At 61.8% G+C, this 15,063-nt stretch carries 13 protein-coding genes; 9 read left to right on the top strand and 4 right to left on the bottom strand.

Features of this window, described 5'->3' with window-relative positions:
• Positions 1–29: 29 nt before the first annotated feature.
• The 8 genes from L4G42_RS04635 to L4G42_RS04600 all read left to right on the top strand — a co-directional run bounded on the left by L4G42_RS04635 (position 30) and on the right by L4G42_RS04600 (position 9,970).
• A complete protein-coding gene (locus L4G42_RS04635) occupies positions 30–311 on the top strand; it encodes a peptidylprolyl isomerase (RefSeq protein WP_027898593.1) in 282 nt (93 codons plus the stop codon).
• A 210-nt stretch (positions 312–521) separates the two neighbouring features.
• A complete protein-coding gene (locus L4G42_RS04630) occupies positions 522–2,390 on the top strand; it encodes an extracellular solute-binding protein (RefSeq protein WP_237260587.1) in 1,869 nt (622 codons plus the stop codon).
• Positions 2,390–3,454: a microcin C ABC transporter permease YejB gene (locus L4G42_RS04625; RefSeq protein ID WP_237254465.1), complete on the top strand. Its 1,065-nt coding sequence runs from the start codon at positions 2,390–2,392 to the stop codon at positions 3,452–3,454. Before L4G42_RS04630 ends, L4G42_RS04625 begins: the two co-directional genes overlap by 1 nt.
• Positions 3,454–4,476 carry an ABC transporter permease gene (locus L4G42_RS04620; protein WP_237259532.1) on the top strand — a complete coding sequence of 341 codons (1,023 nt, stop codon included), beginning with the start codon at positions 3,454–3,456 and terminating at the stop codon, positions 4,474–4,476. Before L4G42_RS04625 ends, L4G42_RS04620 begins: the two co-directional genes overlap by 1 nt.
• A 1-nt stretch (position 4,477) precedes the next feature.
• A complete protein-coding gene (locus tag L4G42_RS04615; protein ID WP_237254463.1) occupies positions 4,478–6,061 on the top strand; it encodes an ABC transporter ATP-binding protein in 1,584 nt (527 codons plus the stop codon).
• Positions 6,062–6,124: 63 nt separating this feature from the next.
• Positions 6,125–7,540 carry a sigma-54 interaction domain-containing protein gene (locus tag L4G42_RS04610; protein WP_237254462.1) on the top strand — a complete coding sequence of 472 codons (1,416 nt, stop codon included), beginning with the start codon at positions 6,125–6,127 and terminating at the stop codon, positions 7,538–7,540.
• Positions 7,541–7,797: 257 nt separating this feature from the next.
• A complete protein-coding gene (locus tag L4G42_RS04605) occupies positions 7,798–9,189 on the top strand; it encodes a GntP family permease (RefSeq protein ID WP_237254461.1) in 1,392 nt (463 codons plus the stop codon).
• A gap of 10 nt (positions 9,190–9,199) precedes the next feature.
• Entirely contained in the window at positions 9,200–9,970 is a 771-nt protein-coding gene (locus L4G42_RS04600; RefSeq protein ID WP_237254460.1) for a 3-hydroxybutyrate dehydrogenase, read from the top strand.
• Between the two features lie 183 nt (positions 9,971–10,153).
• On the opposite strand, the gene L4G42_RS04595 is transcribed toward L4G42_RS04600, so the two are convergent.
• Entirely contained in the window at positions 10,154–11,320 is a 1,167-nt protein-coding gene (locus L4G42_RS04595) for a PilT/PilU family type 4a pilus ATPase (RefSeq protein WP_237254459.1), read from the bottom strand.
• A 234-nt stretch (positions 11,321–11,554) separates the two neighbouring features.
• Between L4G42_RS04595 and L4G42_RS04590 the strand changes: the two genes are divergently transcribed.
• On the top strand, positions 11,555–11,830 hold the full coding sequence (locus L4G42_RS04590) for a peptidylprolyl isomerase (RefSeq protein WP_237254458.1): 276 nt from the start codon (positions 11,555–11,557) through the stop codon (positions 11,828–11,830).
• 204 nt (positions 11,831–12,034) lie between these two features.
• Here L4G42_RS04590 and kdgK read toward each other — a convergent pair whose 3' ends face one another.
• The 3 genes from kdgK to L4G42_RS04575 all read right to left on the bottom strand — a co-directional run bounded on the left by kdgK (position 12,035) and on the right by L4G42_RS04575 (position 15,047).
• Positions 12,035–12,976: a 2-dehydro-3-deoxygluconokinase gene (kdgK, locus tag L4G42_RS04585; protein ID WP_237254457.1), complete on the bottom strand. Its 942-nt coding sequence runs from the start codon at positions 12,974–12,976 to the stop codon at positions 12,035–12,037.
• A gap of 12 nt (positions 12,977–12,988) precedes the next feature.
• Complete coding sequence (locus tag L4G42_RS04580; protein ID WP_237254456.1) at positions 12,989–14,206, bottom strand: amino acid deaminase; 1,218 nt, start codon at positions 14,204–14,206, stop codon at positions 12,989–12,991.
• Between the two features lie 76 nt (positions 14,207–14,282).
• Entirely contained in the window at positions 14,283–15,047 is a 765-nt protein-coding gene (locus L4G42_RS04575) for an IclR family transcriptional regulator (protein ID WP_237254493.1), read from the bottom strand.
• Positions 15,048–15,063 lie beyond the last annotated feature (16 nt).

Here is a 15,063-nt window from a genome sequence, read left to right as displayed (position 1 = left end):
GTTTCTTTTTTTTCACAGGAGTCATCCAAATGGCTAAAGCCACTGCCCGCCACATCCTCGTATCCAGCGAAGAGAAATGCAACGAACTCAAAGCGCAGATCGAAGGCGGCGCTGATTTTGCCGAAGTCGCAAAATCCAATTCCAGCTGCCCGTCCAGCCGTCAAGGCGGTGACCTCGGCTCCTTCGGCCCGGGTCAAATGGTCAAGGAATTCGACACCGTGGTGTTCAGCGCACCGGTGAACGTTGTCCAGGGCCCGGTGAAAACCCAGTTCGGTTATCACCTCCTGGAAGTGACCAGCCGTCAGGACTGATCCTCCGCGCTGCTGCACGAACGGCCCGCCCTTGAAAGCGGGCCGTTTGTTTATCGGATCCTTGCTCCAGCGCAGTATTGTCCGGTTACAAAGACCCCGGCTTTGCGGTACCTTGCCTGCGGGGTAATTAATAAAAACCGGACCGGCCACCCGCGCCGTCATGACCTTCAACCCTGATATTGGTCGCCAATGTCAGTCAGGATTCGTGCAATGCGTTTTGTTTTGTCATCGTTGATGGTCGCAACATTCGTCCTCCTTTCAGGTTTTCAGGTTTTGTCCGCCGCCCCTCAACACGCGTTGACCGTTTACGGCGAGGCGCCACGCTACCCGGCGACCTTCGGTCATTTCGATTACGTGAATGCCGATGCCCCAAAAGGCGGCAACATGCGCCGCTCGGCGCAGGAAATCGGTCAGTTCGATCACATCATGCCGTACCTCGACAAAGGCACCGGCGTCGCCCAGGTCAATGGCTTGCTGTACTCGCCGCTGGCGGTCAGGTCGCTGGACGAGCCCTACACCGTGTATGGCCTGATCGCAGAAAAAATGGAGCGCGCCCCTGACGGCATGTCATTGCGTTTCTACCTGAGTCCCAAGGCCAAATTCTCCGACGGCTCGGCCATCACCGCCGAAGACGTGCGCTACACCTATAACCTGCTGATGACCCAGGGCAGCCTGTCGTACCGAACCGAGTTTCAGGACGTCAAAGGCGTTGAAGTCGAGTCGCCGACGCAAATCCGGTTTGATTTCAAAAGCAGTGAAAGCCGCACCCTGCCGCTGGATCTGGCCTCGTTGCCGGTGTTTCCCGAGCATTGGTGGAAGGACCGCGACTTCGCCAACGGCGGCGGCTTCGAGATTCCGGTGGGCAGCGGCCCGTATCGCATTGGCAAGGTCGACCCCGGGCGCAGCATCACCTTCGAACGCAACCCGGACTGGTGGGGCAAGGACCTGCCGGTCAATCGCGGCATTTATAATTTCGATCACTTCAGCGTCGAGTATTTCGGCGACACCGACGTCGCCCGTCAGGTGCTGCGCGGCGGCGGTTACGACTACAACCGCGAATATTCCGCCACCGGTTACTCGATCGGCTATGACAGTCCCGCATTGACCGAGGGCCGTCTGCAACGCGCCCATCTGGCCAAGGGCGCGGTGCAGAGCTCTCAGGGTTTCGTCTTCAATCTTGATCGCCCGAAGTTTCAGGACCGCCGCGTGCGTCAGGCGCTGGCAATGCTGTGGGACTTCGAATGGACCAACAAACAGATGATGCGCAACGTTTATGTGCGCCAGAACAGCTACTTCTCCAACAGTGACCTGGCGGCAACGGCCTTGCCCACCGCGTCCGAGCTGAAGATCCTCGAGCCGCTGCGCGGTCAGGTTCCGCCGGAAGTGTTCACCACGGTATTCCAGACCCCGAAAACCGATGGCAGCGGCTTCATTCGTGACAAACAACTGCAAGCCCTGGCGTTGCTCGAAGAAGCAGGCTGGATGCCTCAGGGCGACAAGCTGGTCAACGCCCAGGGCGAACCGTTAAGTTTTACCTTTCTCAACGGCCAGAGCGGCTTCGAGAAAATCCTCTTGCCGTATAAGCGCAATCTGGCGCAGATCGGCATCGATTTCGAAATCCGCCGCATCGACTCGGCGCAGTACCTGAACCGGGTCATGGCCCGGGATTACGACATGATCGTCACCGGCTACGGCGTCTCGACCTCCCCCGGCATGGAGCTGTACAACAATTTCGGCTCGAAAGTCGCCACCGATTCCGGCTCCAGCAACTACATGGTCTTGCGCGACCCGGCCGTCGACACCCTGATCGAAGGCCTGGCCAAAGCCGACAGCAAGCCGGCGATGATCGATTACGCCCATGCCCTGGACCGGGTGCTGCAGTGGGGCTTCTACTGGATTCCCAATTATTACCCACCCGGTTCTTCTACGGTGTGGTGGAACCGCTTCGGCATTCCCAAGGTGCAGGCCAGCAACAGTGAGGCCATCGACACGTGGTGGGAAGTCAGCCCCCAGGCCCTGACCAACGAACAGTTCGCCCAACAACGGGGCGCCTCGGCCATTCCCTCGGAGGTCAAGTAATGCTCGGCTACCTGATGAGGCGCCTGCTGCTGATCATTCCGACGCTTTTGTGCATTCTGCTGGTCAACTTCTTCATCGTGCAGGCCGCGCCCGGCGGGCCGGTCGAGCAAGCCATCGCCAAGCTGCAAGGCGTGGCCGGCGGCACCATCGGCGCCGGCCACACCGAAACCATGAACGTCGGTCAGTCACGGGCCAGTCGGGGACTCGATCCCAAGCTGATCAAGGAAATCGAGCACCAATACGGTTTCGACAAACCCCTGCATGAGCGCCTGTGGCTGATGCTGAAGAACTACGCGCAACTGGATTTCGGTAACAGCTTCTTTCGCGGCGCCAAGGTCACGGACCTGATCCTGCAGAAAATGCCGGTGTCCATCTCGCTGGGACTGTGGGCGACGCTGATCACCTATCTGGTGTCGATCCCGCTGGGCATCCGCAAGGCGGTCAAGCACGGCAGCCACTTCGACATCTGGAGCAGCACGGCAATCATCATCGGCTATGCGATGCCGGCCTTTCTGTTCGCTATGCTGTTGGTGGTGCTGTTCGCGGGAGGCACGTCTTTGAGCTGGTTCCCGGTGCGCGGGCTGGTGTCCGAGAACTTTGATGAGCTGAGCACCCTGGGCAAGATCGCCGACTACTTCTGGCACCTGGTGTTGCCAGTAACGTCGCTGGTGATTGGCGGCTTTGCGACGCTGACCATTCTGACCAAAAACTCCTTCTTGAACGAAGTCACCCGCCAGTACGTGGTGACCGCCCGGGCCAAAGGTCTGAGCGAGCGACGGGTGCTCTACGGCCATGTGTTCCGCAACGCCATGTTGCTGATCGTGGCCGGGATTCCCCAGGCGTTCATCAGCGTATTCTTTGCCGGTTCGTTGATGATCGAAGTGATCTTCTCCCTCGACGGCCTCGGCCGCATGAGCTACGAAGCCGCTGTGTCGCGAGACTATCCGGTGGTGTTTGGCTCGCTGTTCATCTTCACGCTGTTCGGGTTGCTGATAAAGCTGGTCGGGGACATCTGCTACACCCTGGTTGACCCCCGAATCGACTTCAGCGCGAGGAATGCGTGATGCGCAGATTGTCTCCGGTGGCACGCCGTCGCTTCGAGCGTTTTCGCAATAACCGTCGCGGCTGGTGGTCGTTGTGGCTGTTCTGCGGGCTGTTCGTGCTCAGCCTGTGCGGCGAGCTGATTGCCAACGACAAACCCCTGGTGCTGAGTTATCAGCATGGGCTGTACTTCCCCGCGTTCAAGCGCCACACCGAGCAGGAATTCGGCGGCCAGTTGCCTTTTCAGCCGGACTACCGCAGCGATTACGTGCGCCAGCTGATCAGTAAGGGTGATGGCTGGATGCTGTTTCCGCCCATCCCGTTCAGCGATGACACACCCAACTATGACCTGAACAAACCCGCGCCGAGCCCGCCCTCCTCGATCAACTGGCTGGGCACCGACGATCAGGCCCGGGACGTGCTGGCCCGGGTGATATTTGGCGCGCGAGTGTCGATCCTGTTTGCCTTGGCGCTGACCTTTGTCAGTGCGCTGATCGGCATCGCCGCCGGCGCATTGCAGGGCTATTACGGCGGCTGGGTGGATTTGATCGGCCAGCGCCTGCTGGAAGTCTGGTCAGGTCTGCCGGTGTTGTACCTGCTGATCATTCTGTCGGGCTTCGTCGAGCCGAATTTCTGGTGGCTGCTGGGGATCATGGCGCTGTTTTCGTGGCTGGCGCTGGTGGACGTGGTGCGCGCTGAATTCCTGCGTGGGCGCAACCTTGAATACGTCAAGGCCGCGCGCGCGCTGGGGCTGAGTGATCGCAAGGTCATCCTGCGGCACATTCTGCCCAACGCGATGAACGCCACCCTGAGTTACCTGCCTTTCATTCTTACTGGGGCGATTTCCACGCTCACCGCGCTGGATTTCCTCGGCTTCGGCATGCCCGCCGGCAGCGCGTCCCTGGGCGAGCTGATTGCCCAGGGCAAACAGAACCTGCAGGCGCCGTGGCTGGGCTTCACAGCATTTTTCACGCTGGCGCTGATACTGTCGCTGCTGGTGTTTATTGGCGAGGCCCTGCGGGATGCCTTCGACCCGAGGTCCTGAGATGTCCGAAAACCTGATCGAAATCCGCGACCTCTCGGTGTCGTTCAACGGCGACACCGTGGTCAAGCACCTGAGCCTGGACATCCCGGCCGGCGAGTGCCTGGCATTGGTCGGCGAGTCGGGCTCGGGCAAATCGGTGACCGCGCACTCGATCCTGCAACTGCTGCCCCAGGCCGGCACACTGAGCACCGGCAGCATTCGTTATCGCGGCAAAGAGTTGCTCGGCGCCGATGGCAACGTCATGCGCGAGTTGCGGGGCAATCAGATCGCGATGATCTTTCAGGAGCCGATGACCTCGCTCAACCCGCTGCACACGGTGTCCCGGCAAATCGGCGAGACCTTGTTGCTGCACAAGGGGCTGGCGGGCAAGGCGGCCCAGGCACGGATCATCGAGCTGCTTGAGTTGGTTGGCATTCAGCACCCGAAAAAGCGTTTGAAGGCCTATCCCCATGAATTGTCCGGCGGCCAGCGCCAGCGGGTGATGATCGCCATGGCGCTGGCCTGCGAGCCGGAGCTGCTGATTGCCGATGAGCCGACCACGGCGCTGGATGTGACGGTGCAGCGCAAGATCCTGCTGTTGCTCAAACAGCTGCAGCAACGGCTGAACATGTCGCTGTTGCTGATCAGCCACGACCTGAATCTGGTGCACAGCATCGCCCAGCGGGTGTGCGTGATGCGCGCCGGGGAAATCGTCGAGCAGTCCAATTGCCAGCTGTTGTTCAAGAACCCGCAACACCCTTACAGCCGCTTGCTGCTGGACGCGGAACCGGCGGGCGAGCCGTTGCCCCGGGACACCCGCGAGAAGGTCCTGGAGGTCGATAATCTGCGCGTCTGGTTCTCCCTCGGCGGCGGGATTTTCAACCGGCATCACGAATACCTGAAAGCCGTCGATGACATCAGCCTGAGCATCGAGCGGGGCAAAACCCTGGGCATCGTTGGCGAATCCGGATCGGGAAAGTCGACACTTGGTCAGGCCATCCTGCGCTTGCTGGAATCCCGTGGCAGTATCCGCTTCAAGGGTCATGCGCTGGACAGCCTGAATCAAAAGCAGATGCGCCCATGGCGCAAGCAGATGCAGGTGGTTTTCCAGGACCCTTACGGCAGCCTCAGCCCGCGCATGTCGGTGGCACAGATCATCAGCGAGGGCCTGGAAGTTCACAGCGACCTGGACAAGGCCAGCTGTGAGGCTGAAGTGATTCGCGCGCTGGAGGAAGTCGGCATCGACCCGTCAAGCCGGCACCGTTACCCCCATGAGTTTTCCGGTGGGCAGCGGCAACGCATCGCCATTGCCCGCGCCCTTGTGCTCAAACCTGCCTTGATATTGCTCGACGAACCGACGTCTGCGCTGGATCGCACCGTGCAGAAACAGGTCGTGGCGTTGTTGCGTCAATTGCAGGAACGGCACGGCCTGACCTACCTGTTCATCAGCCACGATCTGGCCGTGGTCAAGGCGCTGGCCCATGACCTGATCGTGGTCAAGGACGGCAAGGTGGTCGAGCGCGGCGCGAGCCACGACGTATTCGATGCGCCGCAGCACCCCTACACCCGGGAACTGCTGGCGGCGGCGCACCCCGGTTTCAATTGAAGCTCGTCCGAACCAGTAGTCTGTGCGGCCAGATGCCGAAGAACAGGATGGATGGAACCGCACATGAAAGACAGTGAGAGCCTGAAGGATTACCGACGCGTTCGGCGACTGGCGATCCGTTCGCTCTTCGAGATCATCGAGCAGTCCAGCGAAGGCACGGTCATCGTCGACCGCGACGCGCGCATCGTGTGGATCAACGAGCGTTACGCACGCCGCTTTGGCCTCGAAGATCCGAGCCGCGCGGTCGGTCAGCCGTGTGAACAGGTGATTCCCGGCAGCCTGCTGCGTCAGGTGGCGAGCAACGGCCAGCCGATCCTGCTGGACATGATGGACACGGCAAAGGACCCGCTGGTGGTCATGCGCCTGCCGATTCATGACGACGGCGGCGCGGTGATCGGCGCCATCGGCTTTGCCCTGTTCGATGAGCTGCACGCGCTGTCGCCGCTGCTCAAGCGCTATTCGAGCATGCAGCAGGAGCTGGCGTCGACCCGCTCGCTGCTGCGCGCCCGTCAGGCCAAATACAGCTTTGCCAACTTCATCGGCACCAGCGCCGCCAGCCTGGAAGTCAAACGCCGCGCGCGTCGCAGCGCCAGTACCGATTCCCCGGTGTTGCTGCTCGGTGAAACCGGCACCGGCAAGGAGCTGCTCGCCCACGCCGTGCACAACAGCTCGCCACGGGCGCACAAACCCTTCATCAGCATCAACAGCGCCGCGATTCCCGAGGCGCTGCTTGAGGCGGAATTCTTCGGCACCGCCCCTGGCGCTTTTACCGGCGCCGACCGCAAGGGGCGCCACGGCAAATTGCACCTGGCGGAGGGCGGTACGCTGTTTCTCGATGAAATCGGCGACATGCCGCTGCCGCTGCAGAGCAAGCTGCTGCGGGTGCTGCAGGAAAAAGAGTACGAGCCGGTGGGCTCCAACGAGATGATCAAAAGCGATGTGCGCCTGATCGCCGCAACCTCCACGGACCTCGAAGCGGCGATCAAGCGTGGTGAGTTTCGCGCTGACCTGTATTACCGACTGAGCGTGTTGCCCATCGAAGTGCCGCCTTTGCGCGAGCGTCTGGATGACATCCCGGCGCTGACCGAAGCCATTCTCGAGGACCTGCGCAGCCAGCACGAACTGGTGCCTGCTGCCTTGGCGACCCTTGCTCAACATGCATGGCCGGGCAATATTCGTGAGCTGCGCAACGTGCTGGAGCGTGCGGCGCTGCTCAGCGACGACTTGCAACTCAACCCCAGCGACATCCGCGCCGCCATCGGCACTCTGGTGCCGGTCGCCAGTGCGCCGTCCCCGGGATCGTCGGCGTCCAATGATCAGACCTACAGCGAGGCGCGGCAGCATTTCGACCGGGAGTTAATCCAGGCGAAGCTGGCGCAATGTGCGGGCAACGTGATTCTCGCAGCTCGGCAGCTGGGGCTGGGCCGTTCGACGCTGTACAAAAAGATGGCGGCGCTGGGGATCGCCGAGTCTCAATAACGGGACTGACTGTCCACGATCCGGGATCTTCCTCGCCAATGCCCGTTCTAGAGCTGTTTCGATCACTAACTGTCGGTGTTTAGTTGCCCCGGTTGTTATATGACAGTCTCATTGTCGGGACCCGTCAGACCCTACCTTTCAAAAAATTTAGCTAAATCGCTTTTAAATCAGTCAGTTAGCGTAATGGCATGAAAGTAGCTATACCTTCTGTTGCGCGGCGTCGCCGCACCTAAAACAAAAACAACAGGAGACACTCGATGAGTGTGATCATCGCTTTAGCGGCGCTTACGCTGCTGATGCTGGCTGCATACCGGGGTTACAGCGTCATCCTCTTTGCGCCCATCGCGGCGCTCGGCGCCGTACTGCTCACCGATCCCTCTGCCGTAGCGCCCGCTTTCACCGGCGTGTTCATGGACAAGATGGTCGGCTTCGTCAAACTCTACTTCCCGGTCTTTCTGCTCGGCGCCGTGTTCGGCAAGCTGATCGAGCTGTCGGGTTTCTCGCGCTCCATCGTCGCGGCTGCCATTCGCCTGCTTGGCACCCGGCAGGCGATGCTGGTGATCGTGCTGGTCTGCGCGCTGCTGACATATGGCGGCGTGTCGCTGTTCGTGGTGGTGTTTGCGGTCTATCCGTTCGCGGCCGAGATGTTTCGCCAGAGCAACATTCCCAAGCGGCTGATTCCCGCGACCATCGCCCTTGGCGCGTTCTCCTTCACCATGGACGCCCTGCCCGGCACCCCTCAGATCCAGAACATCATCCCCTCGACTTTCTTCAATACCACGGCGTGGGCTGCGCCGTGGCTGGGTCTGATCGGCACGGCGTTCGTGTTCAGCGTCGGCATGCTGTTTCTGCAGCGCCAGCGCAACCGGGCCCAACGCGCGGGCGAAGGCTATGGCACCGAACTGCGCAACGAGCCGGACACCCCGGCCGATATCGCGCTGCCCAACCCGTGGATCGCGTTGGCGCCGCTGTTGCTGGTGGGGGTCATGAACCTGCTGTTCACCCAGTGGATTCCCCAGTGGTACGGCAAGACCCACACCCTGGCGCTGCCGGGTATGGCGACGCCGGTGCAGACCGACATCGCCAAGATCACCGCGATCTGGGCTGTGGAAGCGGCGTTGCTGGTGGGCATTGTCTTTGTGCTGTTGTTCGCCTTCAGGACGGTGAAATCGAAGCTGGCCGAGGGCAGCAAGGGTGCGGTCAGCGGTGCACTGCTGGCGGCGATGAACACGGCGTCGGAATACGGTTTTGGCGCTGTGATTGCTTCGTTGCCCGGATTCCTGGTGCTGGCCGATGGACTGAAGAGCATTCCCAATCCGCTGGTCAATGAAGCGATTACCGTGACGCTGCTCGCCGGCATCACCGGGTCGGCGTCCGGGGGCATGAGCATTGCCCTGGCGGCGATGTCCGACAGCTTCATCGCGGCGGCCCACGCGGCGAACATTCCGCTGGAGGTGTTGCACCGCGTCGCGGCCATGGCCAGCGGCGGCATGGACACGCTCCCGCACAACGGCGCGGTCATCACCCTGCTGGCGGTCACCGGCCTGACCCACCGTGAGGCCTACAAGGACATCTTCGGCATCACCATCATCAAGACACTGGCGGTGTTCGTGGTGATCGGCGTTTTCTATGCAACCGGCATCGTATGAGGAATTGAACATGAGTCTGCAAGGCAAAACCGCACTGGTCACCGGTTCCACCAGCGGCATCGGCCTGGGCATCGCGCTGACGCTGGCCAAGGCCGGCGCAAATCTGGTGCTCAACGGTTTCGGCGATGCGTCGGCGGTAATCGAGCAGGTCAAGCAGTACGGCGGCAACGTCGGCCACCACCCGGCGGACGTCAGCGATGTCGCGCAGATCGCCGACATGATCGCCTACGCCGAGCGGGAATTTGGCGGCGTCGACATCCTGGTCAACAACGCAGGGATTCAGCACGTCGACGCGGTGGAGGATTTCCCGGTGGAGAGCTGGGACAAGATCATTGCCATCAACCTGTCGTCGGTGTTCCACAGCACGCGGTTGTGCCTGCCGGGCATGCGTGCCAAGGGCTGGGGGCGAATCGTGAACATTGCTTCGGTGCATGGCCTGGTGGGTTCGACGGGCAAGGCGGCGTATGTGGCGGCCAAGCACGGCGTCATCGGCTTGACCAAAGTGGTCGGCCTGGAGACGGCGGCCAGTAACGTCACCTGTAATGCCATCTGCCCGGGTTGGGTGCTGACGCCGCTGGTGCAGAAGCAGATTGATGATCGTGCCGCCGTGACCGGTGACCTGGAACAGGCCAAGCATGACTTGCTGGCGGAGAAGCAGCCGTCGCTGGAGTTCGTAACCCCTTCGCAGTTGGGGGAGTTGACGCTGTTTCTGTGCAGTGAAGCGGGCGCGCAGGTGCGTGGCGCGGCGTGGAATATCGACGGGGGATGGCTGGCGCGGTAGGTCATCCAGTAGGACTGGCTTTAGCCGGGAAAGCGTCGGTCGCTACACCTCTGAATGTGTGTTGCTCAAACGGGCCTCTTCCCGGCTAAAGCCGGTCCTACCAGGGTACGCGGGTATCTGTAGGACCGGCTTTAGCCGGGAAGGCGCCATCGATGACACCGCGACATCATCGCCGAGGACACCTCAACTCCCCGGCTCGTCCCGCTCGTCTACCAGCCCCCAATCCTTCACATTCACCTGCGCGGCCGGTTGCGGTGCCCGTGGCGCAGTGGCGATGGTCGATGGCCCGTCCTCACTGTGCAATTTCAACCGCAGGCGCACGTTGTTGGCCGAATCGGCATTCTTCAGGGCTTCTTCTTCGGTGATCGCCCCCTCCACGGCCAAGTCATACAGCGCGTTGTCGAAGGTCTGCATGCCCAGGTTGGTGGACTTCTCCATGATGCCCTTGAGCTCGGTCAGCTCGTTGCGGTGGATCAGGTCACGAATCGTCGGCGTGCCCAGCATCACCTCCACTGCCGCACGGCGTTTACCGTCGGTGGTCTTGACCAGTCGCTGCGAGACGAACGCCTTGAGGTTGTTGCCCAGGTCATGCAGCAGCTGAGGCCGGCGCTCTTCGGGGAAGAAGTTGATGATACGGTCCAGCGCCTGGTTGGCGTTGTTGGCGTGCAACGTCGAGATCGCCAGGTGGCCGGTGTCGGCGAACGCCAGCGCGTGCTCCATGGTCTCGCGGTCGCGGATTTCGCCGATCAGGATCACGTCCGGCGCCTGACGCAGGGTGTTCTTCAGCGCCGCGTGGAAGCTCCGGGTATCGACCCCCACCTCGCGCTGATTGATGATCGAGCGCTTGTGTTTATGGATGAACTCCACCGGGTCTTCGATGGTGATGATGTGGCCGCTGGCGTGGCGGTTGCGGTGGTCGATCAGTGCGGCCAGCGAGGTCGACTTACCCGAACCGGTGGCGCCGACGAACAGCACCAGGCCGTGCTTTTCCATGATCACATCGAGCAGCACCGGCGGCAGGTGCAGGTCTTCGAATTTGGGGATGTCGAGTTTGATGTTGCGCGCCACGATCGACACCTCGTTGCGCTGCTTGAAGATGTTGATCCGGAAACGTCCGACACCGGACAGGGAAAACGCCAGGTTCATTTCCAGATCGCGTTCGAAATCCACGCGCTGCTCGGCGTCCATGATGGCGTTGGCGATCAGGCCGACGTCGCCGGGTTTGAACGCTTCAGTGCCCAGCGGCTTGAGCACGCCATTGAACTTGGCGCAGGGGGGCGCGCCCGTGGACAGGTAAAGGTCCGATCCATCCTGGGTGGCAAGCACCTTCAACAACGCCGGAAAATCCATAAGGCAACACCGCACAAGAGGTTTGAGGAGACTGCAGGCCTACAGTGTGTCGACCTTCCGCCGGTTTCAACGTTCGGGTCGTTTAACTGGCCGGGTCAGGCCTGTTTGACGAGCCGGGTCAGGCCTGTCTCAGTGCCGATCCGCACGTTCGTCCGGTCACGGGGTGGGAAATTACCCGAAATCTCGCAGCAAAGGCATAATGCGCGGCTTTTTTATCGAGACGTCCGGCACATCATGAAAGCTCAAGCCCGCCACATTCTGGTCAAGACCGCTGAAGAAGCCGAGCAACTGAAGCAGCGCATTGCCAAGGGCGAGGCGTTCGACGTGCTGGCGAAGAAATACTCGACCTGCCCGAGCGGCAAGCGCGGCGGCGATCTGGGCGAAGTGCGGCCGGGCCAGATGGTCGGCGCAATTGACCAGGTGATCTTCAAAAAGCCGTTGCGGGTTGTGCATGGCCCGGTCAAGAGCAAGTTCGGGTATCACCTGGTGCAGGTGTTTTATCGGGATTGAGGGGTACAGCCGAAACCCTTGCAGCGATCTCACGGTCCCTTTCCCGGCTGAGGCCGGTCCTACACGATGTCCGCGATCCGTTAGTGGGACCGGCTTTAGCCGGGAAGAGGCCAGTTCGGGCACCCTCAAATTCTCGGTGTGACACCCGACGCCTTCCCGGCTAAAGCCGGTCCCACAGAGTACGCGTGGACGCAATGAGCTTCTTCAGACCGGCATCACGCTGCGCGGGATCAACGCGCCGGGGTGCTGAATCACCAGGCTCGCCAACCGATGCCCGGCGTCGGCCGCATCTTTTGGACTGCCCCCGCGCAGACGCCGCGCCAGATAGGCAGCGCTGAAAGAATCCCCCGCCGCCGTGGTGTCGATGACTTTCTGCACGGTATGCGCAGGCACTTCATAACGGCGGTCGTCGACACTGACGAGACAGCTCTGCGCACCGCGCTTGACCACCACCTCGCTGACACCCAGGTCCCGATAGGTCTGCAAAATCTGCTCGCCGTCGGTGTAGTCGAACAGCGCCTGCTCGTCCTCCTCGGTCAGCAGCGCCAGATCCACCTCATGCATGACCGCGCGATACGCCTGCCGCGCTTGCTCAACGCTGCGCCACAAGCGCGGCCGGTAATTGTTGTCGAACACCACCCGCGCGCCACGGTCCCGGGCATCGCCAAGGGTCGACAACAACCGCGCCCTGCCCACCTCACCCAGAACCGCCAGGGTGATGCCGCTGAAATACAGCACGTCGTAATCCGGCAGCGCGGCCAGCACCGGCTCGGCCGCTGGCGTGGTGAAGCATTCGCGCACCGCCGCCTCGTTGCGCCAGTAGAGAAAACGCCGCTCGCCGTTGGCATCGGTCTGAATGCAATACAGACCCGGTAGCCGCCCCGGCAGACGCTGCACCCGACTCAGACCAATGCCCTCATCCGTCCAGACCTGGCACATGGCGTCGCTGAAACTGTCGTCGCCCAGCGCCGTGACGTAATCCACCTGCGCCGCCGAACCCAGCAGGCGCGACAGGTACACCGCGGTGTTCAGCGTGTCGCCGCCGAAGCTCTGCTTGAGCGTGCCGTTGGCGTGCTGTTGCAACTCGATCATGCATTCGCCGATCAGCGCAACGCGCGGATAGCTGTGACTGACCATTTCACTCATGGCAGACTCCTGTCAGAAGCAGGTATCGAAGGATTCGATGACGCGCAGATCATCGCCGACCAGGCACCCCGTGCGCCATTTGTCGAAGGTCAGGCACGGGTGCGAGGTGCCGAACGAAATGATATCGCCGACCTTCAACTCGCATCCTGGCGCCACGGTCATAAACGCATGCTGGTCCATCACTGCCGTCACTTTGCACGCACTGACATCCTCGCCATTCGCCGGCACTGCGCCCGGGGCTGCATCTGGGGAGTAGCGCTTGATCGGGTTGGGCATGCCGGCATCGAATGCCACGTCGCGCTTGCCCATGGCGATCACCGCAAAACCCGGCTCCGGCATTGATTGCACATGGGCCCAGACTTCCATCGCTGGCTGTAAACCCTCGCTCAGGTCGTGACGGCGGTCGAGCACGCAGCACTGCGCGTCTTTGTAGATGCCGTGGTCGTGGACCACGTAACTGCCGGGACGCAACACACTCAGGAAGCGCTCGCGCACCTGCTGCTTGTCGAATTCTTCGGCGATCAGGTCGTACCAGGCCGAACCCGAGGCTGTGACGATCGGGCGATCCAGCGCAAACGCGCCCTTGTCCTGCAGCGTCACGGCCAGGCGCACCAGCGACGTGGCGAACGCGCGAATGCCGCTCACGGCCTGGTCGCCATGAATCACGCCCTCGTAGCCTTCGATGCCGGTCAGCTTCAGCGCCGGTTGCGCAGCGATGGCGTCGGCCAAAGCCATGACTTCGGCTTCACTGCGGCAGCCGCAGCGTCCACCGACCACGCCGTACTCGATCATCACATTCAGGTTCAGGCCCCTGGCGGCGAAGAACTCGCCCAGCGCCTTGACGTTGTCCGGGTGGTCGACCATGCAGTGAAAGTCGAACATCCCGTCGCTGAGCATCTCGGCAATGATCGCCATGTTCGGCGCGCCGACCAACTGGTTGGCCATCAGCACCCGACGCACGCCATGGGCATAGGCCGCGCGAGTCTGCACCGCCGTGGCGAGGGTCATGCCCCACGCGCCGTGCTGCAACTGCCGCAGAAACAACGCCGGGACCATGCTGGTCTTGCCGTGGGGTGCCAGTTCGGCGCCGCTGTCGCTGACGAACTTCTGCATCCAGCGCAGGTTGTGCTGCAGCGCCGTGTCGTGGATGACCAGCGCGGGCAGACTGACGTCGCGCACCAGGTGGTCGCCGGGTTGCGTGGCGCCTTTTTCAATCGCGGCAATGCTCATCTCTGTTCTCCTGAATTTTTGTTCGTGTGCGTCACGCACCTGCAGGTTTGCGCAGGAGGCGTGCGCGTGGCTGACGCTATTCGATGACCCGCCGGGCCAGGCCGTTGGCGCTGTCGATCAACACGCGCCGGTAATGCGCGTAATGGGCGGTGGCGTCGGCGCGCGGGGCGACGATGCACAGGGTCGCGATGCAGATGCCCTGCTTGTCCCGCACCGGGGCGGCGAAGCAATGGGTGAAGGTGTCGGCGATGCTGTCGAAGGAAAAAAAGCCTTCGTCGTGGGCCTTGCGGATCTCGGCCAGAAACGTCTCGATCGGCAGGCGCTTGCCGTCCGGAAGGATGAAATCCTCGTCGTCGATCAGGTCGATGATCGCCTGATCCGTAAGGTGCCCGAGCAGCAGACGCCCCGAGGCCGTCCACGGGATCGGCGCGTCCTCGCCAATGTCCGATGAAATACGAAAATGCCGCGCGCCCTCTTTCATCAGCGCGACGGTGTATTTGCGGCCATTGAGCAGGCACATCTGCGCGGTTTCCCGGGTCTGCTCGACGATTTCACCCAGGCTGACTTCGGCCTCGCGGGTGAAGTCGAAATGGCGCAGATGCGCCTGCCCGAGGAAGTACAGCTGCCGGCCCAGGTACACGTGACCGTCTTTGCCGACAGTCTCGAGAATGCGCCGCTCCAGCAGCGAACTGACCAGCTCATACACCGTCGATTTCGGGCTGCCGATGCCGCTGGCGATCTCATTGGGCCGCAACGGCGTGCCGGTTTCCTTGAGAAAATCGAGAATATCGAACGCCCGGTCCAAACCACGGGCCCGGCGTTTGATGGTGTCTTCGGTCATGGTGGGGTTGTCCATT

Origin of the sequence: Pseudomonas petrae (assembly GCF_021728295.1) — a bacterium.
Lineage (GTDB): Bacteria > Pseudomonadota > Gammaproteobacteria > Pseudomonadales > Pseudomonadaceae > Aquipseudomonas > Aquipseudomonas petrae.
This window is presented reverse-complemented; position numbering and strand designations above follow the sequence as displayed.

Bases quoted from the DNA above. Each gene is read 5' to 3' on its own strand.
- L4G42_RS04635 (WP_027898593.1), top strand. From the start codon at position 30: ATGGCTAAAGCCACTGCCCGCCACATCCTCGTATCCAGCGAAGAGAAA.
- L4G42_RS04595 (WP_237254459.1), bottom strand. From the start codon at position 11,320: ATGGATTTTCCGGCGTTGTTGAAGGTGCTTGCCACCCAGGATGGATCG.
- L4G42_RS04600 (WP_237254460.1), top strand. From the start codon at position 9,200: ATGAGTCTGCAAGGCAAAACCGCACTGGTCACCGGTTCCACCAGCGGC.
- L4G42_RS04575 (WP_237254493.1), bottom strand. From the start codon at position 15,047: ATGACCGAAGACACCATCAAACGCCGGGCCCGTGGTTTGGACCGGGCG.
- L4G42_RS04625 (WP_237254465.1), top strand. From the start codon at position 2,390: ATGCTCGGCTACCTGATGAGGCGCCTGCTGCTGATCATTCCGACGCTT.
- L4G42_RS04580 (WP_237254456.1), bottom strand. From the start codon at position 14,206: ATGAGCATTGCCGCGATTGAAAAAGGCGCCACGCAACCCGGCGACCAC.
- L4G42_RS04590 (WP_237254458.1), top strand. From the start codon at position 11,555: ATGAAAGCTCAAGCCCGCCACATTCTGGTCAAGACCGCTGAAGAAGCC.
- kdgK (WP_237254457.1), bottom strand. From the start codon at position 12,976: ATGAGTGAAATGGTCAGTCACAGCTATCCGCGCGTTGCGCTGATCGGC.
- L4G42_RS04610 (WP_237254462.1), top strand. From the start codon at position 6,125: ATGAAAGACAGTGAGAGCCTGAAGGATTACCGACGCGTTCGGCGACTG.
- L4G42_RS04620 (WP_237259532.1), top strand. From the start codon at position 3,454: ATGCGCAGATTGTCTCCGGTGGCACGCCGTCGCTTCGAGCGTTTTCGC.
- L4G42_RS04615 (WP_237254463.1), top strand. From the start codon at position 4,478: ATGTCCGAAAACCTGATCGAAATCCGCGACCTCTCGGTGTCGTTCAAC.
- L4G42_RS04630 (WP_237260587.1), top strand. From the start codon at position 522: ATGCGTTTTGTTTTGTCATCGTTGATGGTCGCAACATTCGTCCTCCTT.
- L4G42_RS04605 (WP_237254461.1), top strand. From the start codon at position 7,798: ATGAGTGTGATCATCGCTTTAGCGGCGCTTACGCTGCTGATGCTGGCT.